The sequence below is a fragment of the Pseudomonas oleovorans subsp. oleovorans genome (assembly GCF_002197815.1).
Taxonomy (GTDB): Bacteria; Pseudomonadota; Gammaproteobacteria; order Pseudomonadales; family Pseudomonadaceae; genus Aquipseudomonas; species Aquipseudomonas oleovorans.
Genome location: NZ_NIUB01000004.1, coordinates 118,389 through 141,617, shown reverse-complemented (window position 1 = coordinate 141,617; position 23,229 = coordinate 118,389). Strand labels below are relative to the sequence as shown.

Annotated in this window: 22 protein-coding genes and 2 pseudogenes; 9 read left to right on the top strand and 15 right to left on the bottom strand. The window is 64.4% G+C overall.

Annotated features, from left to right (window positions below; translation table 11 throughout):
- Window positions 1-56: 56 nt before the first annotated feature.
- From PSOLE_RS03550 to PSOLE_RS03540, 3 genes are all read right to left on the bottom strand, one after another.
- Window positions 57-437, bottom strand: coding sequence for a VOC family protein (locus PSOLE_RS03550; RefSeq protein ID WP_244597213.1), 381 nt, complete (start codon window positions 435-437; stop codon window positions 57-59).
- A 31-nt stretch (window positions 438-468) separates the two neighbouring features.
- Complete coding sequence (locus PSOLE_RS03545) at window positions 469-1,137, bottom strand: YciC family protein (RefSeq protein ID WP_004424651.1); 669 nt, start codon at window positions 1,135-1,137, stop codon at window positions 469-471.
- 63 nt (window positions 1,138-1,200) lie between these two features.
- Window positions 1,201-1,686 carry a YbaK/EbsC family protein gene (locus PSOLE_RS03540; protein WP_039965044.1) on the bottom strand — a complete coding sequence of 162 codons (486 nt, stop codon included), beginning with the start codon at window positions 1,684-1,686 and terminating at the stop codon, window positions 1,201-1,203.
- A gap of 101 nt (window positions 1,687-1,787) precedes the next feature.
- On the opposite strand from PSOLE_RS03540, the gene PSOLE_RS03535 reads away from it, so the two are divergent.
- The 3 genes from PSOLE_RS03535 (at window position 1,788) to PSOLE_RS03525 (ending at window position 4,490) form a co-directional block, all read left to right on the top strand.
- The gene (locus tag PSOLE_RS03535; RefSeq protein WP_004424647.1) at window positions 1,788-2,267 is read left to right on the top strand and encodes a LabA-like NYN domain-containing protein; all 480 of its coding nucleotides are present in this window, start codon (window positions 1,788-1,790) and stop codon (window positions 2,265-2,267) included.
- A gap of 130 nt (window positions 2,268-2,397) precedes the next feature.
- Complete coding sequence (locus PSOLE_RS03530; protein ID WP_004424645.1) at window positions 2,398-2,997, top strand: 3'-5' exonuclease; 600 nt, start codon at window positions 2,398-2,400, stop codon at window positions 2,995-2,997.
- Between the two features lie 143 nt (window positions 2,998-3,140).
- Complete coding sequence (locus PSOLE_RS03525) at window positions 3,141-4,490, top strand: DEAD/DEAH box helicase (RefSeq protein ID WP_074855309.1); 1,350 nt, start codon at window positions 3,141-3,143, stop codon at window positions 4,488-4,490.
- A gap of 139 nt (window positions 4,491-4,629) precedes the next feature.
- Here PSOLE_RS03525 and PSOLE_RS03520 read toward each other — a convergent pair.
- From PSOLE_RS03520 to PSOLE_RS03510, 3 genes and pseudogenes are all read right to left on the bottom strand, one after another.
- Window positions 4,630-4,872: pseudogene (locus tag PSOLE_RS03520) on the bottom strand (PAS domain-containing protein); the annotation flags it as partial.
- A gap of 4 nt (window positions 4,873-4,876) precedes the next feature.
- Window positions 4,877-5,211: pseudogene (locus PSOLE_RS03515) on the bottom strand (response regulator); the annotation flags it as partial.
- Window positions 5,212-5,229: 18 nt separating this feature from the next.
- Window positions 5,230-6,468, bottom strand: coding sequence for a TIGR03862 family flavoprotein (locus PSOLE_RS03510; protein ID WP_074855308.1), 1,239 nt, complete (start codon window positions 6,466-6,468; stop codon window positions 5,230-5,232).
- 113 nt (window positions 6,469-6,581) lie between these two features.
- On the opposite strand from PSOLE_RS03510, the gene PSOLE_RS03505 reads away from it, so the two are divergent.
- Entirely contained in the window at window positions 6,582-7,715 is a 1,134-nt protein-coding gene (locus tag PSOLE_RS03505; protein WP_074855307.1) for an aminotransferase class V-fold PLP-dependent enzyme, read from the top strand.
- Window positions 7,716-7,918: 203 nt separating this feature from the next.
- On the opposite strand, the gene PSOLE_RS03500 is transcribed toward PSOLE_RS03505, so the two are convergent.
- From PSOLE_RS03500 to PSOLE_RS24900, 4 genes are all read right to left on the bottom strand, one after another.
- Window positions 7,919-8,839, bottom strand: a complete 921-nt coding sequence (locus tag PSOLE_RS03500; RefSeq protein ID WP_074855306.1) for a histone deacetylase family protein — start codon at window positions 8,837-8,839, stop codon at window positions 7,919-7,921.
- Between the two features lie 194 nt (window positions 8,840-9,033).
- Entirely contained in the window at window positions 9,034-10,116 is a 1,083-nt protein-coding gene (locus tag PSOLE_RS03495) for an L-dopachrome tautomerase-related protein (protein ID WP_074855305.1), read from the bottom strand.
- 196 nt (window positions 10,117-10,312) lie between these two features.
- A complete protein-coding gene (trhA, locus tag PSOLE_RS03490) occupies window positions 10,313-10,930 on the bottom strand; it encodes a PAQR family membrane homeostasis protein TrhA (RefSeq protein WP_074855304.1) in 618 nt (205 codons plus the stop codon).
- Between the two features lies 1 nt (window position 10,931).
- Complete coding sequence (locus tag PSOLE_RS24900; protein ID WP_255311551.1) at window positions 10,932-11,054, bottom strand: hypothetical protein; 123 nt, start codon at window positions 11,052-11,054, stop codon at window positions 10,932-10,934.
- A 101-nt stretch (window positions 11,055-11,155) separates the two neighbouring features.
- Here PSOLE_RS24900 and PSOLE_RS03485 point away from each other — a divergent pair, with 101 nt between their 5' ends.
- From PSOLE_RS03485 to PSOLE_RS03470, 4 genes are all read left to right on the top strand, one after another.
- Entirely contained in the window at window positions 11,156-11,716 is a 561-nt protein-coding gene (locus tag PSOLE_RS03485) for a GNAT family N-acetyltransferase (RefSeq protein ID WP_074855303.1), read from the top strand.
- Window positions 11,713-13,302 (top strand): SagB/ThcOx family dehydrogenase, encoded by a 1,590-nt coding sequence (locus PSOLE_RS03480; RefSeq protein WP_074855302.1) that lies wholly within the window; start codon window positions 11,713-11,715, stop codon window positions 13,300-13,302. The genes PSOLE_RS03485 and PSOLE_RS03480 overlap by 4 nt, the downstream gene beginning before the upstream one ends.
- Before the next feature lie 154 nt (window positions 13,303-13,456).
- Complete coding sequence (gene tesB, locus PSOLE_RS03475; protein ID WP_004424620.1) at window positions 13,457-14,326, top strand: acyl-CoA thioesterase II; 870 nt, start codon at window positions 13,457-13,459, stop codon at window positions 14,324-14,326.
- Window positions 14,323-14,916: an HAD family hydrolase gene (locus PSOLE_RS03470; RefSeq protein WP_004424617.1), complete on the top strand. Its 594-nt coding sequence runs from the start codon at window positions 14,323-14,325 to the stop codon at window positions 14,914-14,916. Before tesB ends, PSOLE_RS03470 begins: the two co-directional genes overlap by 4 nt.
- A 182-nt stretch (window positions 14,917-15,098) precedes the next feature.
- On the opposite strand, the gene adeC is transcribed toward PSOLE_RS03470, so the two are convergent.
- From adeC to PSOLE_RS03455, 3 genes are read right to left on the bottom strand one after another with little or no spacing between them, the layout of a single operon-like run.
- Window positions 15,099-16,532, bottom strand: a complete 1,434-nt coding sequence (gene adeC / locus PSOLE_RS03465; RefSeq protein ID WP_074855301.1) for an AdeC/AdeK/OprM family multidrug efflux complex outer membrane factor — start codon at window positions 16,530-16,532, stop codon at window positions 15,099-15,101.
- Window positions 16,529-19,672 (bottom strand): efflux RND transporter permease subunit, encoded by a 3,144-nt coding sequence (locus PSOLE_RS03460; RefSeq protein ID WP_074855300.1) that lies wholly within the window; start codon window positions 19,670-19,672, stop codon window positions 16,529-16,531. The genes adeC and PSOLE_RS03460 overlap by 4 nt, the downstream gene beginning before the upstream one ends.
- 14 nt (window positions 19,673-19,686) lie before the next feature.
- Window positions 19,687-20,835 carry an efflux RND transporter periplasmic adaptor subunit gene (locus tag PSOLE_RS03455; RefSeq protein ID WP_074855299.1) on the bottom strand — a complete coding sequence of 383 codons (1,149 nt, stop codon included), beginning with the start codon at window positions 20,833-20,835 and terminating at the stop codon, window positions 19,687-19,689.
- Between the two features lie 181 nt (window positions 20,836-21,016).
- On the opposite strand from PSOLE_RS03455, the gene PSOLE_RS03450 reads away from it, so the two are divergent.
- Window positions 21,017-21,664, top strand: coding sequence for a TetR family transcriptional regulator (locus PSOLE_RS03450; RefSeq protein ID WP_074855298.1), 648 nt, complete (start codon window positions 21,017-21,019; stop codon window positions 21,662-21,664).
- A gap of 81 nt (window positions 21,665-21,745) precedes the next feature.
- On the opposite strand, the gene PSOLE_RS03445 is transcribed toward PSOLE_RS03450, so the two are convergent.
- Both PSOLE_RS03445 and PSOLE_RS03440 read right to left on the bottom strand, forming a co-directional pair.
- Window positions 21,746-21,928 (bottom strand): hypothetical protein, encoded by a 183-nt coding sequence (locus tag PSOLE_RS03445; RefSeq protein WP_004424604.1) that lies wholly within the window; start codon window positions 21,926-21,928, stop codon window positions 21,746-21,748.
- Window positions 21,929-22,188: 260 nt separating this feature from the next.
- Entirely contained in the window at window positions 22,189-23,220 is a 1,032-nt protein-coding gene (locus PSOLE_RS03440) for a zinc-binding alcohol dehydrogenase family protein (RefSeq protein WP_004424601.1), read from the bottom strand.
- Between the last annotated feature and the right edge of the window lie 9 nt (window positions 23,221-23,229).

The window sequence follows — 23,229 nt, the reverse complement described above, 5'->3', positions numbered from 1 at the left end:
GGCTACTCGCACTGTTGATTCTGACGCCTCTGTGCCGGGCTGGCGAAGGCGAATCCCTACGGGTGATGACCGACCTCTGGCCGCCCTTTCGCATGGAGGACGAGAACGGTCAGTTGCAGGGGCTGGATATCGATCTGCTGGCCTTCGTCCTGGCCGCCGGCTGCCAAAGCTGCCTCGTGAAAGGCATGCACCGAGGCCTTGTCCGGGGCGACGAAGCCGAAGTGACTGCCGTTGCCGAGGGTCGCCGGCTGACCATTGATTGGCGTCTGCATCCAGAACTCCGGGTAATCGCGGCCGAAGGCCACCGCCCCAGGATGGCGCATGATTTCCCGACAACAGAGGGTGGCAAGCACCTTGGCGTAGAGGGTGCTGGTAGCCTCGAAGTCATTGGTGCCGATGGATACGTGGGACAGGATGCTGGGGTTCGTTTCGCTCATGGCGCGCTCCGGGCCGGGGAAAACAGCAAGCCTAGTCACTGTTCTCACCATTTGCCGCCTGCTGCGGTTCGAGCAGCATGAACAGGCGGAACAGCACCACGATGGCGAACAACTGCAGGAAGCCGTTGCCGGTCTGATGCAGCACCCATAGCAGGGTGTCGCTCTGGCTCGGCTGCGTCCACCAGTCGAGCAGCCACAACGGCACCAGCACGTTGGCCAGGCAGGTGAACACCGGCCAGAAGCGCCCCTCGGTCAACGTGAAGCTGGCCTGCAACGCGCGTAGCGGCGGCTCCTGGCGCAGTACCAGAATCAGTTCGGAAAAGGCCAGGCGCATCATGATCCAGATGCCCGGCACGATGAACAGCGACAGGCCGAGCATGATTGCCAGAGTGCTCAATCCGGTCATCAGGGCGAAGGTCGGCCACAGTTGCAGCCCGGCCGCGAACAGCTGCGCGTTGCCGGGCGTCTGGCCGATGCTGCGCGCATGCAGGAAGAGAATCAGCGGTGCGGCATACAGCGGGTAGAAGAGTATGCCGAGCAGCACGCCATAGGCCGGGTTGGCGCCTTCGCCGAGCTGGGCGGCGAGGATCGTCTGGGCGATGGCTTCGAGCAGCAACAGCGGCAGGGTCAGGCGGGCAATGGCCAGCAGGTTGTGGCTGGAGAAAAACCAGGCGTCGCGCAGGACGGACAGAGGCTTCATCGGCAGGTTACCACGTGTGAGGGCGTGGGCGCTGTGGCCGTTCGCCGGGGCAGTCGAATGGGTTCAAGAGTACTCCAGCTGCGCGTTGGGCTGCGCCTTGAGCAGACGCGGCAGTTCGCTGCCGGGCACTTCCAGGGTCAGTTCGGGTGGGCCGGGTGAATACAGCAGGAAGTCGCAGGCCAGCACCGCGCGGTCGATCAGCAGGGTGATGCCGGCGTCATGGCCGAACGGACAGGCACACATCGGCACGCAGCCGGTTTGCTCGATCAGTTCCTCGTCGCTGGCGATGCGCGGGCGACTGCCGAGCAGCGTCTTGAGCCTGGCCCAGTCGGCGCGGGCGCCTTCGAGGCTGATCAGCATGGCGTAGCGTTGAGCACCGGTGCGCAGGAACAAACTCTTGCTCTCCACGCCGCGCAGGCCGAAACGTTGGCGCACGGCATGGGCGGTGGGGTAATCCAGCACCGGCTCATGCTCGACCAGGCGGTGGCTGATTCCCTGGCTCTGGAGCAGGTCGAGGTTACGCTGGCACAGCTGTTGTAGAAACGTCATGGCGCCAAGGATAGGGGCTGCGCCGCGCTCGGGCCAGCCCCGGCCGCATCCGCGGCCCAGCTCTGGCATACTGGTGCCTTCGTCGCCCCCGAGGACTCCCGGTGAAGAAGATCGCCGTATTCGCCGATGTGCAGAACCTCTACTACACGGTGCGCCAGGTCTATGGCTGCCACTTCGACTACAGCGTGCTGTGGGCCGAGGTCAGCCGCCGTGGCGTAATCGTCGAGGCGTACGCCTATGCCATTGACCGTGGTGACGCCAAACAGCAGCAGTTCCAGCAGACCCTGCGCAAGCTGGGCTTCACCGTGAAGCTCAAACCCTACATCCAGCGCAGCGACGGCTCGGCCAAGGGCGACTGGGATGTCGGCATCACCATTGACGTGCTCGATGCCGTCGAGCGCGTCGACGAGATCGTCCTGGCCTCCGGTGACGGCGACTTCGACCTGCTGCTCGAGCGCGTGCGCAGTCGTGGCGTCGAGGCCATCGCCTATGGCGCGCCCGGGCTGACGGCGCAGTCGCTGATTCGCGCGGCCAGTTTGTACGTGCCCATCGAGGGTGAATTGTTGCTGCGCAATCACTGAGACGCTGTCAGCAGGTTCACCGCTGTGCTCGCCATGCTCATGTATTTCAATACACTCCGCTTGCTGCGCGCAGGCGAAACGCGACCTGCCATCGCTCGCGACGACTTCTTCACATGTTCTGAGGTTTTACGTGGAATCCATTGCCGTCATCGACTTCGAAACCACTGGCGTGTCGCCGGCTCAGGCGCGCGCCACCGAAATCGGCGTGGCGATCATCGAGGACGGGCGCATCGTCGACCGCTACCAGAGCCTGATGAATAGCGGCGCCTGGGTGCCGCCATTCATCGAGCAGCTCACCGGTATCAGCAACGCCATGCTGCGCAAGGCGCCGCCGTCGGAGCAGGTGATGAACGAGGTGGCCGACTTCATCGGCGAAAGGCCGTTGCTGGCGCATAACGCTTCCTTCGACCAGAAATTCTGGGACGCCGAGCTGGCGCGGGTACGCCGGCGTCGTGCGCAGCCCTTCGCCTGTTCGCTGCTGCTGTCGCGCCGTCTGCTGCCCGAGGCGCCAAGCCACAAGCTGGGCAACCTCAATGCCTGGGCCGGCCTGCCGGATACCGGCCGCGCCCACCGTGCGCTGGCCGATGCCGAGATGGCAGCGAACCTGACACTGCACCTGTTCGGCCTGTTGCGCGAGCGCCATGGCCGGCACCAGGCCGATCATGCCTTTCTCTGCCAGTTGCAGAATCTGTCGGCGGCCAAGGTGCGGGCGTTGTTGGCCACATCGTAGCCCGGCTTACATCGTACGCCGCTTCTTGTGTAGGAGCCCGCTTGCGGGCGATCCGTTGCCAATCGCCCGCAAGCGGGCTCCTACAAGCGGGTTGGCACGGGTAAACTACGCGCCAGTTCTTTTACTTCCTGCGGTTACCCGTCATGACCTTCGCCTCTCTCGGTTTGATCGAGCCGTTGCTGCATACCCTTGCTGATCTCGACTACCAGACCCCGACCCCGGTACAGAGCCAGGCCATCCCGGCCGTGCTCAAGGGTCGTGATCTGATGGCCGCGGCGCAGACCGGCACCGGCAAGACCGCTGGTTTCGCCCTGCCGCTGCTGCAGCGCCTGACCCTGGAAGGCCCGCAGGTCGCCAGCAACAGCGTGCGCGCGCTGGTGCTGACGCCGACCCGCGAGCTGGCCGAGCAGGTGCTGCAGAGCCTTTTGAGCTACGGCCAGCACCTGCCGCTGACCAGCTATGCGGTGTACGGCGGGGTCAGCATCAACCCGCAGATGATGAAGCTGCGCAAGGGCGTCGATGTGCTGGTGGCCACGCCGGGGCGACTGCTCGACCTGTATCGGCAGAACGCGGTGAAGTTCTCCCAGTTGCAGACCCTGGTGCTGGATGAGGCCGACCGCATGCTCGACCTGGGTTTTGCCCGCGAGCTGGACGAGCTGTTCAGTGCACTGCCGAAAAAGCGCCAGACCCTGCTGTTCTCCGCCACCTTTTCCGATGCCATCCGGCAGATGGCCGGCGAGCTGCTGCGCGACCCGCTGTCGGTCGAGGTCAGTCCGCGCAATGCGGCGGCCAAGAGCGTCAAACAGTGGCTGATCCCGGTGGACAAGAAGCGCAAGAGCGAGCTGCTCCTGCACCTGCTGCAGGAAAAACGCTGGGGCCAGGTGCTGGTGTTCGCCAAGACCCGCAAGGGTGTCGATCAGCTCGAACAGGAGCTGCTGGCCATGGGCGTGTCAGCCGATTCGATTCACGGCGACAAGCCACAGCCGAGCCGCCTGCGCGCACTGGAACGCTTCAAGGCTGGCGAGGTGCAGATTCTGGTGGCCACCGACGTGGCCGCGCGTGGCCTGGATATCGATGACCTGCCGCTGGTGGTCAACCTCGACCTGCCGATCAACGCCGAAGACTACGTGCACCGTATCGGTCGTACCGGCCGCGCCGGCAGTACGGGCGAGGCGATCTCCCTGGTCTGCGCCGACGAGGTGGATCAACTGGCGGCGATCGAGAACCTGACCCAGCAATTGATCAAGCGTGTCGATGAGCCGGACTTCATCCCCGATCACCGCGTACCGCTGACGGCGGTCGGTGGCCAGGTGCTGAAAAAACCGAAGAAACCCAAGCAGAAGCTGATCCCCGGTGCGGGCACCGCGAAGAGCGGCGGCAGGGGCAATATTCACCTCGGCCGCTGGTTCGAGGAAGAGGACGCCAAGCCCAAGGCCAAGGCTGTGCGCAAGGTACCGAGCTTCGGCAGCAAGCCCAAAGGCGGCAAGAAGTAGGGCAGCGCACTCAGTTGTAGCACGGGTGAAATCCGGGGCAGATCGCTCGCGGCTAAAGCCCCTCCCACATGGCAGGACATGTTCCGTGGGAGGGGCTTTAACCGCGACGGCCATGGCGCATGGAAACCTAGAACCGTAGCCGGGTGCCCAATTGCACCACGCTTTCCACTTTGCGCTCCAGCCAGGGGCGGTCAATGTCCGGGAACAGCTCGAACAACGAACGCCCCTGTACCTGGTCCGGCCCCAGCCCGGAATGGTTCTCCATGAAGGCATTCCACACTTCGAGGCGGTATTGGCGGTCGAGCACCACCACGCCGACGTCGATGCATTGCGCGATGTCGAGCAGCCGGTGAACTTCCTTGATATCGATCTGTGCGGGCATCGCCTCACTCCATCAGGTAGTCGATCTTGTTGGTCAGGCGTTTGATCGAATCTTCGGTGAACAACAGCAGATCGAAGTGGATGGCATGGCCTTCCAGGCTATAGCTGATCTCCACGGCCAGGGTTTTGCCCCAGCGCTGGCGGTTGACCTGGATCAGCTGGTCGAGACTGGCATGCTGGCCTGGTCCAGTAACATCTCCGAGGTTTGCGCTTTGTTCTCCGGCTGCCAGCCGAGCAGGCACGCCATGTCGTCCACTTCCGAGTCATGGAACAGCAGCAGCGCCTCTCCGGCGATGGTCTCGCCGATGAAACCCTGGCAGATGGCGCTGAAGCGCTCGCCGCCCGGCCCACCCTACAACTACACGGCATGCAACCAGTCGAGTAGGCCCAGCGCCGCGACCCGCCCGCTGGCGAAGCAGGCGGTGAGCAGGTAGCCGCCGGTGGGCGCTTCCCAGTCGAGCATTTCACCGGCGCAGAACACGCCGGGCAGGGATCTGAGCATCAGTCCTTCGTCCAGCGCCGCGAAGGGCACGCCGCCAGCGCTGCTGATCGCCTCATCTAGCGGCCGAGGGCGCAGCAGGGTGATCGGCAGCGCCTTGATCCAGGACGCCAGAGCAGCCGGTTCGGCAAATGCGGCAGCCGGCGCCAGTTCACGCAGCAGGGCAGCCTTCACGCCGTCCAGCCCGGCCTGGCGATGCAGGTGCTTGGCCATCGAGTGCTTGCCGCGTGGCTTGGCCAGCGCCTGCAGCAGCTTGACCAATGGCATCCGCGGCAACAGGTCGAGGTGAATCACGGCCTGGCCGTCGGCCTCGATGGCGCTGCGGATATCGGCGGAAAAGGCGTACACCAGGCTGCCTTCGATGCCGCCTGCAGTTAGCACGAACTCGCCGATGCGAGGCGCCTGGCCAGGCAGGCTCAAGGCGACGTTCTTCAGTGGCGCCCCGGCGAATTTTTCCCTGAGATGATCGCTCCAGCCCTCGACCTCGAAGCCGCAGTTGCTCGGCTTCAACGCCGCGACCTCGATACCGCGCGCCTGCAGCAGCGGCACCCAGGCACCGTCGGAGCCCAGTCGCGCCCAGCTGCCACCACCCAAGGCCAACAGGCAGGCATCGGCGGCCAGGGCGCGCTCGCCGTCCGCGCTGACGATGCGCAGGCTGCCATCGGCGTTCCAGCCCAGCCAGCGGCTGCGGGTGTGGATCATCACGCCCAGCTCGCGCAGCCGGCGCAGCCAGGCGCGCAGCAGCGGCGCGGCCTTCATGTCGCAGGGGAACACACGGCCGGAGGTGCCGACGAAGGTGTCGATACCCAGGCCATGAATCCACTCGCGCAAGGCATCAGCGTCGAATTCGCGCAGCAGCGCTGCGATCTCGGCCTGACGCTCGCCATAACGGCCGATGAAGGCGTCCTTGGATTCTGAGTGGGTGATGTTCATGCCGCCGACGCCGGCCAGCAGGAATTTGCGCCCCACTGAGGGCATGGCATCGAACAGCTCCACGCGCACGCCGCCTTGCGCCAGCACTTCGGCAGCCATCAGCCCGGCAGGGCCGCCGCCGATGATGGCGACGTGATGAGCGTTGGGTGACGTGTGTGTGGTCATGGTGGCGGAACGATCCGAGAAAGGCTGCGCATTCTACCCGAGTGCATTACGGCCTTGTCATTTGCCCTGGGTTGGGGCAGGTTCTGTCCGAACCTTTTTGGCTGGAGCCCGTTATGTCCCAGATCTGCCCCGATATCGATCCCGATGGCCTGCTCGAATATTCGGTGGTCTACACCGACCGCTCGCTGAACCATATGTCGCAGTCGTTCCAGGGCGTGATGCGCGATATTTCGTCCACCCTGAAGCAGGTCTACAACGCCCACGCCGTGGCAGTCGTGCCCGGCAGCGGCACCTACGGCATGGAGGCGGTGGCGCGGCAGTTGGCGACCGAGCAGACGTGCCTGGTGATCCGCAACGGCTGGTTCAGCTACCGCTGGACGCAGATCTTCGAGATGGGCCGGATTCCCGCCGAAGCCCATGTGCTCAAGGCGCGCCCAGTCGCCGAAGGCCCGCAAGCCGCCTTCGCTCCGGCGCCGCTGGACGAGGTGCTGGCGAGCATCGCCGCCGAGAAACCGCAGGTGGTGTTCGCCCCGCACGTGGAAACCTCGTCGGGCATGATCCTGCCGGACGATTACCTGCGCGCGGTGAGCGATGCGGTGCATGCGGTCGGCGGCCTGTTCGTGCTCGACTGCATCGCCTCCGGCACCCTCTGGGTGGACATGCAGGCCTGCGGCATCGACGTGCTGATCAGCGCCCCGCAGAAGGGCTGGAGCGCCTCGCCGTGTTGCGCGCTGGTGATGCTCAGCGAAGCCGCCCAGGCGCGCGTCGAAGCGACGCAGAGCACCAGCTTCGCCTGCGACCTGAAGAAATGGCTGCAGATCATGCAGGCCTACGAGCAGGGCGGCCACGCCTACCACGCCACCATGCCCAGCGATGCCCTGGCGCGTTTCCGCGACGCCATGCTGGAGGCCAAGGCCATCGGCTTCGCCAAGGTGCGCGAGCAACAGCAGGAACTCGGTGATAGGGTGCGCGCACTGCTGGCCGCGCGCGGCTTCAAGAGCGTCGCCGCCAAGGGCTTCGAGGCGCCGGGCGTGGTGGTCTGTTACACCGACGATGCGCAGATCAAGACCGGCGCCAAGTTCGCCGCCGTCGGCCTGCAGATCGCCGCCGGCGTGCCGCTGCAGTGCGACGAACCGGCGGACTTCCAGACCTTCCGCCTGGGCCTGTTCGGGCTGGACAAGCTGGGCAATATCGAGCGTACCGTGGCGACCCTGGAGCAGGCGTTGGACAAGGTGCTGGCCGGCTGATCGTCAGGATCACGTAGGGCGGGTGCAACCCGCCACTGGCGAATTGGCGGGTTTCACCCGCCCTACAGGGCTAGTCCAATCCTCGCGCTGCCATACCGTGGTTGCTCTGTGAGGGGAGATGCTGTCGCGGAGGGGGATGCCTTCTGGAGGCGGGAGCAACCCGCCACCTGCGAATTGGCGGGTTTCACCCGCCCTACGAGTGTCTAGCCCAACCCGCGCGCAGCCCAAACCCTCGCCGCGCTGTGATGCAGGATACCGTGGCGGCGGGCGAGGGCGGCGTGGTCCTTGGAGTAGCCGCCGCCAATCACCCCGAGTACCGGGATATCGCGGCCCAGGCAATGCTGCAGCACGGCTTCGTCACGGGCGGCAAGGCCCGCGTCAGTGAGTTGCAGGTAGCCCAGGGCATCGTCCTTGTGCACGTCGACACCCGCATCGTAGAGCACCAGGTCCGGTTGGTAGATCGGCAGCAGGTAGTTGAGGATGTCGTCCACCACCTTTAGGTAGTCCTCGTCGCCCATGCCGCGCGGTAGGGGGATATCCCAGTCGCTCTGCGCCTTGCGTGCCGGGAAGTTCTGCTCGCAATGCAGCGACACGGTAACGGCGTCCGGTTCGTCTTCCAGCAGCCGCGCGGTGCCGTCGCCCTGATGCACGTCGCAATCGAAAATCAGCACCCGGTGCACGCGTCCAGCTTCGAGCAGATAGCGGGCGATCACCGCGAGGTCGTTGAAGATGCAGAATCCTGACGGAAAGTCGTAATGCGCATGGTGCGTGCCGCCAGCCAGGTGGCAGGCCAGGCCATGACGCAGGGCCAGTTCGGCGGTCAGCAGCGAGCCGCCCACGGCGCGCACGGTACGTCGTGCCAGGGCATCGCTCCAGGGCAGGCCAAGGCGGCGCTGGTCCTCGTAGGAAAGCTCGCCAGCCATGTAGCGGGCGATATAGTCCGGGCAATGCACCAGGGCGAGGATCTCCGCCGGGCACAACTCGGGACGCTGTAGCTCGGCATCGGTGGTCAGGCCGCTGTCGACCAGGTGATCGCGCAGCAGACGGAATTTCTCCATGGGGAAACGATGCCCGGCCGGGAAGGGCGGGCTGTAATCCTCGTGGTAGACCAACGGTAGTGGCATGCAGTGCGTGCTCATCGAATCGACGCGCTATGGTCGCAGCCAATCGAGACAATCGCCACGCCCCTGATCGAAACCTTCTCCGAGCCTGGCCCACAGTACTGGCTAGTGCCAGCGCTGTGGGCGTGGCCTGGTGGGCAACGACTCAAGTGGTGCAATCGGCGATCAAACCGTCAGAGCACGGATAGTGGGGTCGCTTATTCTCCCGGCCACACGCGCATCACGCGATAAGGCGGTTTGCCGCTGTCGGTGCCACCGGTGAAGGCCGGGGTTTTGTACAGCTGATTGACCGAGATATACAGCCAGCCGTCGTGGCCCACATGCACGCTGTCCGGCCAGTCCAGTCGGGCGTCGCGTACCAGCGGCTTGAGCGCGCCGTCGGTATCGAGCAGGTCGATGCCATTGTCGTTGAGATTGGTGAAAAAATGCCGTCCCTTGGCGTCGGTGCCGGCGCCGTCGGAAACGGGCTTGGCGCCGACTCGCTGGATGGCCGCCGCGATTTGCTCGTCGCTGGCGCCGTCACGCAGCAGCTTGCTGGGCAACGAGTACCAGGTCTTGCCGTTCATGGCGCCGAAGTACAGGGTGGCATGGTCGGCCGACAGGGTGATTGGATTGACCGCCACGTTGGCGGGTTTGCCCTGGAACTGGATCGGCGCGCCGCCGATGACCATCCTGGCGTCGGGCTCTGCTTGCAGCGCGGCATGGCCGCTGAAGCGCCGCGTCTTGCCGCTGCTGATTTCCACGGCGATCAGGCCGGGGTTGGCAATGTCCGCCAGGTAGATCCAGCCCTCTTTGTCGTCGACGGCCAGGTCCTGGATGAAGCTGTCTTTGGGCGCGATATCGGCAGGCAGTTCGATACGATACAGCTCACTGCCAGTCGCAACATCGAAGCCCCACAGACGGGTTTTGCCCAGGTTCAGGCCCATGTCGGTTATCCACAGGCGGTTCTTGCCATCGATGGCGATACCCAGCGGCGTATCGATCTGCGCATCGTTGGCGGCGGCAGTGCCGCGTTGCACCGTGCTGGTGGGCCACGGCTTGTAGCTGTCGCGGCCGGTGATTTCGATCAGTTGAGCGGTAGTAGGCTCGCCGAAGGGATGGACCGTGGCAAACACCCGGTTGTCCGCGCTGGGGGCGACGTTGCCGGGGCGGATCGGCAGTTCGGCGACCACTTCCAGGTCGCCGACCTTGGCAGCAAGGGCCGAGTTGAAAAACGGCAAGGACAGAGCCAGCAGGGTGGCGCTGGCTGCACGGCGGATGGGGCGAGAAAGAGATGTCATTACAGGTTTCCTGTTGTGCGCTGGGAAGGGCGAATAGGCTAAAAATGCGTTATCCGCTGTCGCGGCTGCCTCGGTGATCAACGACGGCGGAGATTCGCCCTGCGTCAGGTAGGCAGTGGGGCACAGTTTGGCTTTATCACCACACGCGAAACAGACCGCCCAGGTTGAACGTCTTTCAATCGGCGCAAGAAAGTCGTCACAGCACGTAGAACAGAATCGCCACGAAGTGCAGCAGGCTGCCGGCCATGACGAACAGGTGCCAGATGCCATGCCAATGACGAAAGCGGCTGTCGTAGGCGAAGAAGATGATGCCCACGGTGTAGAGCACGCCACCGGCCGCCAGCCATTTGAAGCCGGTCATGCCCAGGGCGGCGATCAGGGGCTTTACCGCCACCAGCACAATCCAGCCCATCACCGCGTAGATGATCAACGACAGCACACGTGCTTCGGAGCGGGGTTTGATTTCCTGCAGCATGCCGATCACCGCAAGGCCCCATACGATGCCGAACAAGGTCAAGCCCCAGGGACCACGCAGGGTGATCAGGCAGAAAGGGGTGTAACTGCCGGCAATCAGCAGGTAGATCGACAGGTGATCGAGTTTTTGCATCACCCGTTTCGCCGGGCCGCGCATGCTGTGGTAGAGGGTGGAGATGCTGTACAGCAATAGCAGGGTGACACCGTAGATGGCCACTGCGACAATCTTCCACAGGTCGCCCGTGGAGCTGGCCAGTACCAGCAGCCATACCGCACCGATGGCCGCCAGAACGGCGCCGATCAGGTGGCTCCAGGCGTTGAATTTTTCTCCGTGGTACATGCTATCTGTCGTCGTCCTTTATGCCTGGCTTTGCCAGATATTTTCTGCGCGGGTTCTCGTATGACAGCTCGCCAGTCAGGTCGCTGTCGACCAGGTGATCGTGCAGCAGGCGGAATTTCTTCATGGGGAAACGATGCCTGGCCGCGAAGGGCGGGCTGTATGCGGCATACAATAAGGGCTCATCGAGTCGACGCTTTATGGTCGCAGCCAATCGAGACAACCGCCATGCCCCTGATCGAAACTTCCACCGAGCGGCTGTTGCTGCGCGCCTGGCGCGACACTGATCTGCCGGCGCTGACCGCACTCAATGCCGATGCCGAGGTGATGCGCCATTTCCCGTCGCCTCTGGACGCGGAGCAGAGCGCACAACTGCTGGCGCGCATCCGGGCGCATTTCGCTGAGCACGGCTTTGGCTTCTGGGCGCTGGAGCGGCGCGACAGTGGCGAACTGATCGGAGTCACCGGCCTGGCGCACGTCGGCTTCGATGCGCCGTTCGTGCCGGCTGTGGAGATCGGCTGGCGCCTGGCGCGCGCCCATTGGCGCCAGGGCTATGCCAGCGAGGCGGCGCGCGCTTCACTGGCCGTGGCCTTCGAGCAGCTTGGGTTGGACGAGGTATTGAGCTTCACCGTGCCGGCCAACCTGCCGTCGCAGGCGGTGATGCGTAGCATCGGTATGCAGCGCGACGATAGCGGCGATTTTCTCCATCCGCGCGTACCGTCCGGTCATCCCTTGCAGCCGCACGTGCTCTACCGCATAAGCCGCGAGCAGTGGGAGGCGCAGCGATGACGGACGTGCTCGCCTATCACCAGCTCAGCAAACACGCCCCCGAGCGCTTCGCACCGGGGCCGGGGCAGTTGGATTGGGCGACTCAGCCGGCACCGTTTCGTCGCTACGACGGTGCCCGGCTGATCGAGCTGTACCACCGCCCGCTGGAAGAGGGGCCGGCCTACGATGTTGCATTCGCCGGACCGCAGGCGCCGCCCGCGCCACTGAATCGAGCCAGCGTCTCGCAACTGCTGTACGACAGCCTGGCCATTTCCGCCTGGAAGGAGGCTGGCGGCAGTCGCTGGGCGCTGCGGGTCAACCCGTCATCCGGCAACCTGCACCCGACTGAAGCCTATCTGCTGCTGCCGCCGGGTGTCGTGGATGAGGGCGGTGTGCTGGCGCACTACGCGCCGGATGTCCATGGCCTGGAGGTGCGCAGCGAGCTGCCGCCGCCGTTCGGCCAGCGACTCGCCAACAGCCTGCCGCCCGGCGGTTTTCTCCTCGGCCTGAGTAGCATTGCCTGGCGCGAAGCCTGGAAGTACGGCGAGCGCGCCTACCGCTACTGTCAGCACGATCTCGGCCATGCCCTGGCGGCGTTGGCCATCGCCGCCAGCGTGCAGGGCTGGCAGGTGCGCATGCTGCATGGCGTGGCCGAAGTGCGTCTGGACGGCCTGCTGGGGCTGGATGATGCGGGCTTTCATGAGGCCGAACACGGCGACTGTCTGCTGTGGATCGGCCCGGCGCAGACGATGGAGTTTGCGCTGCCCGAGCCCCTGCTGACCGGGCTGGCGCAGCTTGAGCGGGCCGGTGTGCCCAATCGTCTGTCACGCGACTATCGCCACTGGCCCGAGCTGCGGCGCATACATGGGCTATGCCGTGCACCGGCACGTCCTCGCGCCGCCTGGAGCGTAGATGCTGCTGGTGTTCGCAATGACAACCCCGGCCTGCCCTTGAGGCCTATCCTGCATCGCCGGCGCAGTGCGCAAAGCATGGACGGCCGCAGCGGTATTCAGGCTGCACTGCTGCTGGCCTGGCTGCGCCGACTGATGCCGGTGCAATCGCCGGTGCCGTTCGCCGTCAGCGGTGAGCCGAGCGAGATCGACCTGCTGCTGTTCGTCCATCGTGTGCAGGGCCTGGCGCCGGGTCTGTACTGGCTGGATCGCACGGGCAGCGGCGTGCAGCCGCTACGCGAGGATTACCTGTGGCAGCGGGTGGACGAGGAGCTGCCACTGTATCGCCTGCTCGAAGGCGATGCGCGTGGCCTGGCGGGGTTTCTCAGCTGCGGCCAGGACATTGCCGCCGACGGCTGTGTGGCCTTGGCCATGCTGGCACGGGTGGAGGGCGCCGTGGCAGATGGCGCCTGGCGTTATCCACGGCTCTACTGGGAATGTGGCCAGATTGGTCAGGTGCTCTATCTGGAAGCCGAGGCGGCCGGGCTTTCGGGTACTGGCATCGGTTGTTATTTCGACGACGCTTTGCGGGAATTGCTCGGCGATGCCGACAGCGGCTGGCAAAGTCTTTACCATTTCACCCTTGGCCGCGCTGTATGGGATGAACGCCTGACGTCCCTGTCGGCCTATTCCCAACCGCGATTCCCAGACCGTTGAAAAAACGTAGGCGAGGCAGGCAAGACAAGGCAAAAACGGCCGAAAAAGCGCAGTTTAGTATACTAAATGAGCATTTTGAGGGCGTTTTTAACGCAGTATTGCCAACGCAGATAGTTTTTCAACGGTCTGTTACCCCTGCACGAGGAGACACTCCATGACCCAGGTACTCGACGATCTGGTCGCGCTGCTGAGCCTGGAACAGATCGAGGAAAACCTGTTCCGTGGCCGCAGCCAGGATCTCGGTTTTCGTCAACTGTTCGGCGGCCAGGTGCTTGGCCAATGCATTTCCGCCGCCAGCCAGACGGTCGAGGAGGCGCGCCACGTGCACTCCATGCACGGTTATTTCTTGCGTCCCGGCGATGCCAGTTTGCCGGTGGTCTATCAGGTCGAGCGCACCCGCGATGGTGGCAGTTTCAGCACCCGCCGCGTGGTGGCGGTACAGAAGGGCCATCCCATCTTCTTCTGTAGTGCCTCGTTCCAGTACGAGGAGGAAGGTTTTCACCACCAGAGCCCGATGCCGGACGTTCCCGGCCCCGAGGGCCTGAAGTCGGAAACCGAGCTGGCACGCATGGTGGCGCCGATGATTCCCGAGCGCATGCGTGAGCGATTGATCAGCGACAAGCCGATCGAGATCCGCCCGGTGACGCTGATCAACCCCTTTGCCCCGCAGCCCTGTGAACCGGTCAAGTACGTGTGGTTCCGCGCTGCCGGCGAGCTCCCGGACGACCCGCAACTGCACAAGTACCTGCTGGCCTACGCCAGTGACTTCAACCTGCTGACCACCTCGATGCAGCCGCATGGCGTGTCGGTGTTCCAGAAATTCATGCAGGTGGCCAGCCTCGACCATTCGCTGTGGTTCCACCGCAACCTGCGTATGGATGACTGGCTGCTCTACGCCATGGACAGCCCCTGGGCCGGCAACGCCCGTGGTTTCTCCCGTGCCAGCATCTATAACCGCCAGGGCGAGCTGGTGGCCTCGGCCGCGCAGGAAGGCCTGACCCGCGTGCGCGAGGACTGGAAGTGAATAGATTGCGCGAAGCACGTCACTGGGTGTTCGACATGGACGGCACCCTGACCCTGGCCGTGCATGATTTCCCGGCGATCAAGCGGGCGCTGGGCATTCCCCAGGAGGAGGACATCCTTCATCACCTGGCGGCGCTACCGGCAGAGGAGGCCGCGGCCAAGCATGCCTGGCTGCTCGAGCACGAGCGCGAACTGGCGGTGGCCTCGCGCCCGGCGCCGGGCGCCATCGAGCTGGTGCGCACCCTGTGCGAGCGTGGCTGCCAGCTCGGCATCCTCACGCGCAATGCTCACTCGCTGGCGTTGCTGACGTTGCAGGCCATCGGCCTGGATGACTGCTTTGCCAGGGCGGACATTCTTGGCCGCGACGAGGCTCCACCCAAACCGCATCCGGGTGGGCTGCTGCACCTGGCCGAGCGCTGGAGCGTTACGCCGCGTGAGCTGGTAATGGTCGGCGACTACCGCTTCGACCTGGAGTGCGCCCAGGCCGCCGGTGCGCGCAGCGTACTGGTCAACCTGCCGGACAACCTCTGGCCGGAGCTGACAGGGCTGCACGCGCAGGATTGCGCACAGCTGCTGGCCGAGCTGAGCTGAGCGCAGAACAGCGCCATGCTGTCCATGCCGCGCCGACACCCAGGCAGCGCCAACGGTCCCCGGATTTCATCCGGGGCTACGGTATGGAACCCAGTCCCGTCAGGACTCGTAAAAAACGCCCCCGCAAAGACTGCGGGGGCGGCGCGTTGGATAAGGTCGTCCTTGAAGCGGGTTACGCGCGGTCAACCTTGTGGGGCGTTGCTCCCCGTATTGCTCCAGCCACCACCTAAGGCCTTGTACAGTTCCACTTCGCTGCTGAGCTGGGCCAGGCGGTCGGCGATCAGTTGCTGGCGCACGCTGAACAGCTGACGCTGGGCGTCGAGCAGGGTCAGGTAGCTGTCCACGCCGGTGCGGTAACGGCGCTCGGCCAGTTCGTAGTAGGTTTCGGTGGTTTCCAGCAGGGCGCGCTGGGCATCCAGTTGCTGACGGTAGGTGGTGCGCGCGGCAAGGCGGTCGGCGACTTCCTGGAAGGCCACCTGGATGGCTTTCTCGTACTCGGCGACGCGGATATCGCTCTGCAGCTCGGCATAGTCGAGGTTGGCGCGCAGGCGACCGGCGTTGAAGATCGGCAGGCTGATCTGCGGCTGGAACAGCCAGGTACCCGAGCCGCCGTCGAACAGGCCGGACAACTGGCTGCTGGCGGTGCCGGCATTGGCCGTCAGGCTGATGCTGGGGAAGAACGCCGCGCGCGCCGCGCCGATGTTGGCGTTGGCGGCCTTGAGCTGGTACTCGGCCTGCAGCAGGTCAGGGCGACGCTGGAGCAGGTCGGCGGGCAAGCCGGCGGGAACCTGCTCCAGCAGTTCGGCGTTCAATGCCAGGCCCTGTGGCATGTCGGCGGGCAGGCTGGTGCCAAGCAGTTGGGTCAGGGCGTTGCGATCCTGAGCGACCTGGCGCTGGTACTGCGCCAGGCTGACCCGCGCGCTGTCCACCGAGCTGCGTGCCTGGCTCAGGGCCAGGGCATCGGCGACACCGACGTCGAAGCTGCGCTGGGTCAGCTGGTAGCTTTCCTCGAAGGTCTTTAGGGTGTCCCGTGTCAGTTGCAGCAGCGCCTGATCCGCCTGCCATTGCAGGTAGGCGTTGGCGACGCTGGCGACCAGGCTGATCTGCGTGCTGCGCTGGGCCTGTTCGGTGGCCAGGTACTGCTGCAGGGCCTGCTCACTGAGGCTGCGGATACGACCGAAGAAGTCCAGCTCCCAGGCGTTGACGCCCAGGGTCGCGCTGTACTGACCGCTGGTGCGGGCTTCACCGGTCTGGCTCAGATCGGCCGGCAGGCGCTGGCGAGTGCCGGCGCCGTCGGCGGAAACCGAAGGCAGCAGGTCGGCACGCTGGATGCGGTACAGCGCGCGGTAGGCCTCGACGTTCAGCGCGGCGACGCGCAGGTCGCGGTTGTTTTCCAGTGCCACCTGCACCAGTTGTTGCAGTGCCGGGTCGCGGAAGAATTCGCGCCATTGCAGGTCTGCTGCTGCACGGCTGCCTTCACTGGTGGCGCTGCCATAGGCTTCGCCTTGCGGCCAGTCGGCGGCCACCGGAGCGTCAGGGCGCTGATAGTCGGGAATCAGGCTGCAGCCGCTGAGCAGAGCGGCGGCCACGGCGAGGGACAACAGGGACTGCCTCATTGCAGTGCCTCCTTCTCTTTTTCATTGGCCGGCTCGGGGCGCTTCTTCTCGAAAATCGAGCAGACCACGACGTAGAACAGCGGAATCCAGAAGATCGCCAGCACCATCGCGCTGAGCATGCCGCCGATCACCCCAGTACCGATGGCGTGCTTGCTGCCCGCGCCGGCGCCACTGGCGATGGCAAGCGGCAGACAGCCGAGGATGAACGCCAGCGAGGTCATGATGATCGGGCGCAGACGCATGCGGCAGGCTTCGATGGCGGCTTCAGCGAAGGTCATGCCCTGTTCGTACTGCGCCTTGGCAAACTCGACGATAAGGATCGCGTTACGCGCCGACAGGCCGATGGTGGTGAGCAGGCCGACCTTGAAGAACACGTCGTTGGACAGCCCGCGCAGCTCGGTGAAGGCCAGCGCGCCGATGATCCCCAGCGGCACCACCAGCATCACCGAGAACGGGATCGACCAGCTCTCGTACAGCGCTGCCAGGCACAGGAACACGACGATGGCCGAGATCACGAACAATGCCGTGGTCTGCGAGCCGGCCAGGCGTTCCTCGTAGGACAGACCGGTCCAGGAGTAGCCGACGCCCTGTGGCAACTGCGAGGCGATTTCCTCGACGGCAGCCATGGCATCACCGGTGCTGTAGCCGGGCGCCGGCGCACCGAGGATTTCCACCGCCGACACGCCGTTATAGCGCGCCAGCTTAGGCGGGCCGTAAGTCCACTCGCCACTGGCGAAGGCGCTGAACGGCACCATGCGGCCCTGGTCGTTGCGCACGTACCACTTGTTCAGGTCTTCCGGGGCCATACGTGCGTCGGCCACGCCCTGCAGGTAGACCTTCTTCACTCGACCGCGGTCGATGAAGTCGTTGACGTAACTGGCACCCCAGGCGATCGACAGGGTGCTGTTGATGTCCGCCAGCGAGAGGCCGAGGGCGCGGGCGCGCTCGTCGTCGATCAGCAGCTGGTACTGCGCTTCGTCACGCAGGCCGTTGGCGCGCACGCTGTCGAGTACCGGGTGCTGGTTGGCCAGTTGCAGGAACTTGTCACGTGCCTCGTTCATCACCTGGTGGCCAACACCCGCCTGATCCTGCAGGAAGAAGTTGAAGCCAGTGGCGTTACCCATCTCCATCACCGCCGGCGGGGCAAAGGCGAATACCAGGGCATCGCGGAAGCTGAAGAAGTGCATCTGCGCCCGTTGCGCCAGTGCGGCTACGCCATTCTCGGCGCCGGGACGTTCACCCCAGGGCTTGAGCATGATGAAGGCCAAACCGGAGCTCTGACCGCGGCCGGCGAAGTTGAAGCCGGTGACGGTGAACACCGATTGAACCGTGCTGGCTTCCTCTTCCAGCAGGTACTGGCGCATCTCGTCGACCACCACCTGGGTGCGCTCGGCACTGGAGCCGGACGGCGTCTGCACCTGGGCGAAGAGCACGCCCTGGTCTTCCTCGGGGAGGAAGGCGGTGGGAATGCGGGTGAACATCCAGGCCATGATCGCGACGATCACCAGGTACAGAATCAGGTACGGTGTCTTGCGCTTGAGCATGCCCGCCACGCCGCGCTGATAGGCATTGCTGCCGCGGTCGAAGGTACGGTTGAACCAGCCGAAGAAGCCGCGCTTGGCCTCGTGGTGGTCGCTGTCGATGGGTTTGAGCAGGGTAGCGCACAGCGCCGGCGTGAAGATCAGCGCCACCAGCACCGACAGGGCCATGGCCGAGACGATGGTGATGGAGAATTGCCGGTAGATGACCCCGGTGGAGCCGCCGAAGAAGGCCATCGGCAGGAACACCGCCGACAGCACCAGGCCGATACCCACCAGCGCGCCCTGAATCTGCCCCATGGATTTCTTGGTCGCTTCCTTGGGTGACAGGCCTTCCTCGCGCATCACCCGCTCGACGTTCTCCACCACCACGATGGCGTCGTCCACCAGCAGGCCGATGGCCAGGACCATGGCGAACATGGTCAGGGTATTGATGGAGAAACCGAACGCGGCAAGTATGCCGAAGGTCCCGAGTAGTACCACCGGCACCGCCATGGTCGGGATGATTGTGGCGCGCAGGTTCTGCAGGAACAGGAACATCACCAGGAACACCAGCACGATGGCCTCGAACAGGGTCTGTACGACCCCTTCGATGGAAGCCGAGATCACCGGTGTGGTGTCGTAGGGGAAGACCACTTCCATGCCGGCCGGGAAGAACGGCTCGAGATTGGCGATGGTTTCACGCACTGCCTTGGCCGTGTCCAGGGCGTTGGCACCGGTGGCCAGGCGAATCGCCAGACCGGAGGCCGGCAGGCCATTGAACTGCGCGTTGATGGCGTAGTTTTCACCGCCCAGCTCGACCTTGGCGACATCACCCAGGCGCACCTGGGAGCCATCGGCCTGCACCTTGAGCAGAATCTTGCGGAACTCTTCCGGGGTCTGCAGGCGGGTCTTGCCGATGATGGTGGCGTTGAGCTGATTGCCCGGCGACGCCGGCAGCCCGCCGAACTGGCCGGAGGAAATCTGCACGTTCTGCGCCTGGATGGCGCTGCGCACGTCAACCGGGGTCAGCTGGAAGCTGTTGAGCTTGGTCGGGTCGAGCCAGATGCGCATGGCGTACTGCGCGCCGAACACCTGGAAATCACCGACGCCCTTGGTCCGCGAAATCGGGTCCTGCAGGTTGGAGACGATGTAGTCCGACAGGTCTTCACGGGTCATGCTGCCGTCTTTCGACACCACGCCGATGATCATGAGGAAGTTGCTCACCGACTTGGTCACACGGATGCCCTGTTGCTGGACTTCCTGCGGTAGCAACGGTGTCGCCAGTTGCAGCTTGTTCTGCACCTGAACCTGGGCGATATCCGGGTTCACCCCCTGTTCGAAGGTAACGATGATCTCCATGCTGCCGTCGGAGTTGCTGGCCGAGCTGACATAGCGCAGGCCGTCGATACCGTTGAGCTGCTGCTCGATCACCTGCACCACGGTGTCCTGCACCGTCTGCGCGGAGGCGCCCGGGTAGCTGACCTGGATGGAAACGGCGGGCGGCGCGATGCTTGGATACTGGTTGATCGGCAGCTTGAGGATGGACAGGCCACCCGCCAGCATGATCACCAAGGCGATCACCCAGGCGAAGATCGGCCGGTCGATAAAGAATCTGGACATTCAGTACTTCTCCGTTAGTCCTGGCCGTTGGCTGGTTCGGCGTCTTGGGCAGGCTGTTCGGTCTTGACGTTCGTCGCCGGCACGGCCTTGACCTCGGCGCCGGGCTGTACGAACTGCAGGCCCTCGGTGATCAGGCGGTCGCCTGCGTTCAGGCCTTCCTCGACCAGCCAGGCGCTGCCGGCGGTGCGATCAGCCTTGAGCACGCGCAGTTCAACCTTGTTGTCTGCACCCACCACCATCGCCGTGGGTTCGCCGCGCTGGTTGCGGGTGACACCTTGCTGCGGGGCGAGAATGGCGTTCTGCTTGACCCCGGAGACCAGCTCGGCATGCACGAACATGCCCGGCAGCAGCAGGTGATCAGGGTTGGGGAATACCGCGCGCAGAGTCACCGAACCGGTACTTTCGTCCACTGCGACCTCGGAGAATTCCAGCGTGCCTTCATGCGCGTAGCGGCTGCCGTCCTCCAGTTTCAGCGCGACCTTGGCGGCGCTGTCGCTGGCCTTCTGCAAACGTCCTTCGGCCAGGTCGCGGCGTAGGCGCAGCAGTTCCTTGCTCGACTGGGTGACGTCGACGTAGATCGGGTCGAGTTGCTGGATGGTGGCCATGGCGTTGGCTTGACCGTTGCTGACCAGCGCGCCTTCGGTCACTGCGGAACGGCCGATGCGACCGCTGATCGGCGCCATCACCTTGGTGTAGCGCAGGTCGATGCGTGCCTGTTCCAGTGCGGCCTCGGCCTGCAGAGCGGCAGCGCGGGCTTCGTCATAGGCCTGCTGGCTGACGGCCTTGTCGGCAACCAGCAGCTTGTAGCGATCAGCCAGGGACTTGGCGGACAGTTGCGTGGCCTGCGCGCTCTTGAACGCGGCTTGGTAGGTGGCCGGGTCGATCTGGTACAGCTGCTGGCCCGCCTTGACCTCGCTGCCTTCGGTGAACAGGCGCTTCTGAATGATGCCGTTGACCTGTGGGCGCACCTCGGCGATGCGATAGGCGCTGGTGCGCCCCGGCACTTCACTGGTCAGTGCGAAGGGTTTGGCTTCGAGCGTGACTACCCCGACTTGCGGGGTTTGCTGGGTCTGTGGGGCGCTGGATTCCTGGCAGCCGGTGAGACTGAGCATTGCCACGGCGATGGCGGAAACCAAGACAGCGAAGGCTGGCTTCGAGTGCATCTGAGAACCTCGTTTTTATCGAATCATGGCCCAAGGGGCGCGAAGGGGGCGAAGGCAGGGGGAAAATCGATGCAGGAATATACTTACATGCGTGAATGTTTGTAAATGCCTAAAGCTGCCTTCATACTCTCGCCCGTCCTTCCTTACCGAAGGGTTACGGCAATGCGACAGTAGGTGACAGATGGCCAGAAGAACCAAAGAGGAAGCGCAGGCGACGCGGGTGCAAATACTCGATGCTGCTGAGCGGGTGTTCCATGCCCAGGGCGTTTCCCGTGCGTCGCTGGCCGAAGTGGCGAAAGAAGCCGGCGTCAGTCGCGGCGCCATCTATTGGCATTTCGAGAACAAGATAGACCTGTTTCAGGCGATGCTCGAACGCCTGCGCCTGCCGCTCGAGGAACTGGCGCGTGCCAGCGAGAGCGAGGACGAACCGGACCCGCTGGGTTGCATGCGTGAATTGCTGATCACGGCACTGACGCGTCCGGCCTGCGAGCCACAGACTCACCGCACCCACGACATCCTGCGCTACAAGTGTGAATACACCGGTGAGCTGCTCGGTCTGCGCGAGCGCATGCAGGCGCTGAGCCTGGAATGCGATCAGCGTATCGCCAAGGCGCTGAGCAACGCGGTCAACAAGGGCCAGTTACCGAGCGACCTGGACTGTGCGCGGGCGGCCGTCTGTCTGCATGCCTATATGGAAGGTATCGAGTCCAACTGGTTGCTGTTGCCCAACTTCGACCTCGCGCAGCAGGCGCCAGCGCTGGTCGATACCGTGCTGGACATGCTGCGCAGTCCGGCGTTGCGCCTGATGACGGGCGACCTGGCGAGGTAGGGGGCGCCGAGCGCACCGAGGGCTAGCCCGTTTTTTCGGTGCGCACAGCACATCCTGCGTCATTGCAATCAGGGCTGAGGTTCAGCTCGCCTGACGCTGCAAGGGCCAGTCGGGCAGGTTATGCGGCGCGCGCAGCCGCGCTTCGAGTTTGGCAACGAACTGGTGCGCCTCTTCTTCGCTGCGAAAACTCACGCAATGCTGATCCAGGCGCACCTGCCACAGGCATTCGCCGCCCTGATTCTGCGGTTGGACGACAATCTTCATGCTGACCACCTCCTTGAGCTGCGACGAGTCGTCGACGCTACTTGGGGATAGTCAGGATAGTCCGCTTGCATGACCTTATTCTGACGTGGGTCAAAGGGTCGACCAGCGTTAAGAACGCTTTGCGATAAGCAGCGTGATGGCGGGGGTGGGATGCAAGAGCTGGTGGGCTGAAGCCCACCCTACGCCCACCTTAAGGGAGTGCCGTGGTTTGTCGGATGGGCCGGGCGGCAATCCGCTTCAGCCCACCACACCATCGCGCCTCAGAACCCTTCGAGTACGATCTTGCCCTTGGCCTTGCCACTCTCCAGCAACGCATGGGCGCGGCGCAGGTTGGCGGCATTGATGGTGCCGAAATGCTCACCGAGAGTGGTCTTGAGCACGCCGGCGTCGACCAGATCGGAGACCCGCTCCAGCAGACGATGCTGCTCGATCATGTCTGCGGTCTGGTACAGCGAACGGGTGAACATCAGCTCCCAGTGCAGCGACAGGCTCTTGAGCTTGAGTTGCATCACGTCCAGCGGTTGCAGCGGGTCGTCGATTAGCGCCAGACGCCCCTGCGGCGCCAGGCACTCGACCAGTTGCGCGTAGTGCTGGTCGGTCTGGGTCAGGCTGGCGACATGGGTGACCTGGCCGATGCCAATGCGCGCCAGTTCCTCGCTCAGCGGCTTGCTGTGATCGATCACATGATGTGCGCCCAGATCACGGACCCAGGCCTGGGTTTCCGGGCGCGAGGCAGTGCCGATCACGGTCAGGCCGGTCAGGTGGCGCGCCAGTTGGGTGAGAATCGAACCGACGCCACCGGCGGCGCCGACGATCAGCAGGCTCTGGCCTTGATCGGCCGAGCTTTCGGCAACCTGCAGACGTTCGAACAGCAGTTCCCAGGCGGTGATGGCGGTCAGCGGCAAGGCTGCAGCTTCGGCGAACGACAGGCTGCCCGGCATATGGCCAACGATGCGTTCATCGACCAGGTGCAGTTCGCTGTTGGCGCCGGCACGGTCGATGGCGCCGGCGTAGAAAACCTTGTCGCCCGGCTTGAACAGGCTGACCTCACTGCCTACCGCCTTGACGGTTCCGGCTGCATCCCAACCGAGCACCTTGGCGGCACCGTTGTCCGGCGCATCGCCAAGGCGGATAACGCCATGGCGGATCTTGGTGTCGACCGGGTTGACCGAGATGGCTCGAACCTCGACCAGCAGATCGTGCGGGCCCGGAGTGGGATCGGCCAACTGCACGTCCTGCAGCGCTTCGGGATGCTCGGCAGGCAGGGGTTGGTAGTAAGCGACGGCTTTCATGGAAATGCT

What these genes read in the sequence shown, in the direction of transcription:
- PSOLE_RS03550 (WP_244597213.1), bottom strand. Translation starts at nt 437, where the DNA reads ATGAGCGAAACGAACCCCAGCATCCTGTCCCACGTATCCATCGGCACC.
- PSOLE_RS03545 (WP_004424651.1), bottom strand. Translation starts at nt 1,137, where the DNA reads ATGAAGCCTCTGTCCGTCCTGCGCGACGCCTGGTTTTTCTCCAGCCAC.
- PSOLE_RS03540 (WP_039965044.1), bottom strand. Translation starts at nt 1,686, where the DNA reads ATGACGTTTCTACAACAGCTGTGCCAGCGTAACCTCGACCTGCTCCAG.
- PSOLE_RS03525 (WP_074855309.1), top strand. Translation starts at nt 3,141, where the DNA reads ATGACCTTCGCCTCTCTCGGTTTGATCGAGCCGTTGCTGCATACCCTT.
- PSOLE_RS03510 (WP_074855308.1), bottom strand. Translation starts at nt 6,468, where the DNA reads ATGACCACACACACGTCACCCAACGCTCATCACGTCGCCATCATCGGC.
- PSOLE_RS03505 (WP_074855307.1), top strand. Translation starts at nt 6,582, where the DNA reads ATGTCCCAGATCTGCCCCGATATCGATCCCGATGGCCTGCTCGAATAT.
- PSOLE_RS03500 (WP_074855306.1), bottom strand. Translation starts at nt 8,839, where the DNA reads ATGCCACTACCGTTGGTCTACCACGAGGATTACAGCCCGCCCTTCCCG.
- PSOLE_RS03495 (WP_074855305.1), bottom strand. Translation starts at nt 10,116, where the DNA reads ATGACATCTCTTTCTCGCCCCATCCGCCGTGCAGCCAGCGCCACCCTG.
- trhA (WP_074855304.1), bottom strand. Translation starts at nt 10,930, where the DNA reads ATGTACCACGGAGAAAAATTCAACGCCTGGAGCCACCTGATCGGCGCC.
- PSOLE_RS24900 (WP_255311551.1), bottom strand. Translation starts at nt 11,054, where the DNA reads ATGAAGAAATTCCGCCTGCTGCACGATCACCTGGTCGACAGCGACCTG.
- PSOLE_RS03485 (WP_074855303.1), top strand. Translation starts at nt 11,156, where the DNA reads ATGCCCCTGATCGAAACTTCCACCGAGCGGCTGTTGCTGCGCGCCTGG.
- PSOLE_RS03480 (WP_074855302.1), top strand. Translation starts at nt 11,713, where the DNA reads ATGACGGACGTGCTCGCCTATCACCAGCTCAGCAAACACGCCCCCGAG.
- tesB (WP_004424620.1), top strand. Translation starts at nt 13,457, where the DNA reads ATGACCCAGGTACTCGACGATCTGGTCGCGCTGCTGAGCCTGGAACAG.
- adeC (WP_074855301.1), bottom strand. Translation starts at nt 16,532, where the DNA reads ATGAGGCAGTCCCTGTTGTCCCTCGCCGTGGCCGCCGCTCTGCTCAGC.
- PSOLE_RS03460 (WP_074855300.1), bottom strand. Translation starts at nt 19,672, where the DNA reads ATGTCCAGATTCTTTATCGACCGGCCGATCTTCGCCTGGGTGATCGCC.
- PSOLE_RS03455 (WP_074855299.1), bottom strand. Translation starts at nt 20,835, where the DNA reads ATGCACTCGAAGCCAGCCTTCGCTGTCTTGGTTTCCGCCATCGCCGTG.
- PSOLE_RS03450 (WP_074855298.1), top strand. Translation starts at nt 21,017, where the DNA reads ATGGCCAGAAGAACCAAAGAGGAAGCGCAGGCGACGCGGGTGCAAATA.
- PSOLE_RS03445 (WP_004424604.1), bottom strand. Translation starts at nt 21,928, where the DNA reads ATGAAGATTGTCGTCCAACCGCAGAATCAGGGCGGCGAATGCCTGTGG.
- PSOLE_RS03440 (WP_004424601.1), bottom strand. Translation starts at nt 23,220, where the DNA reads ATGAAAGCCGTCGCTTACTACCAACCCCTGCCTGCCGAGCATCCCGAA.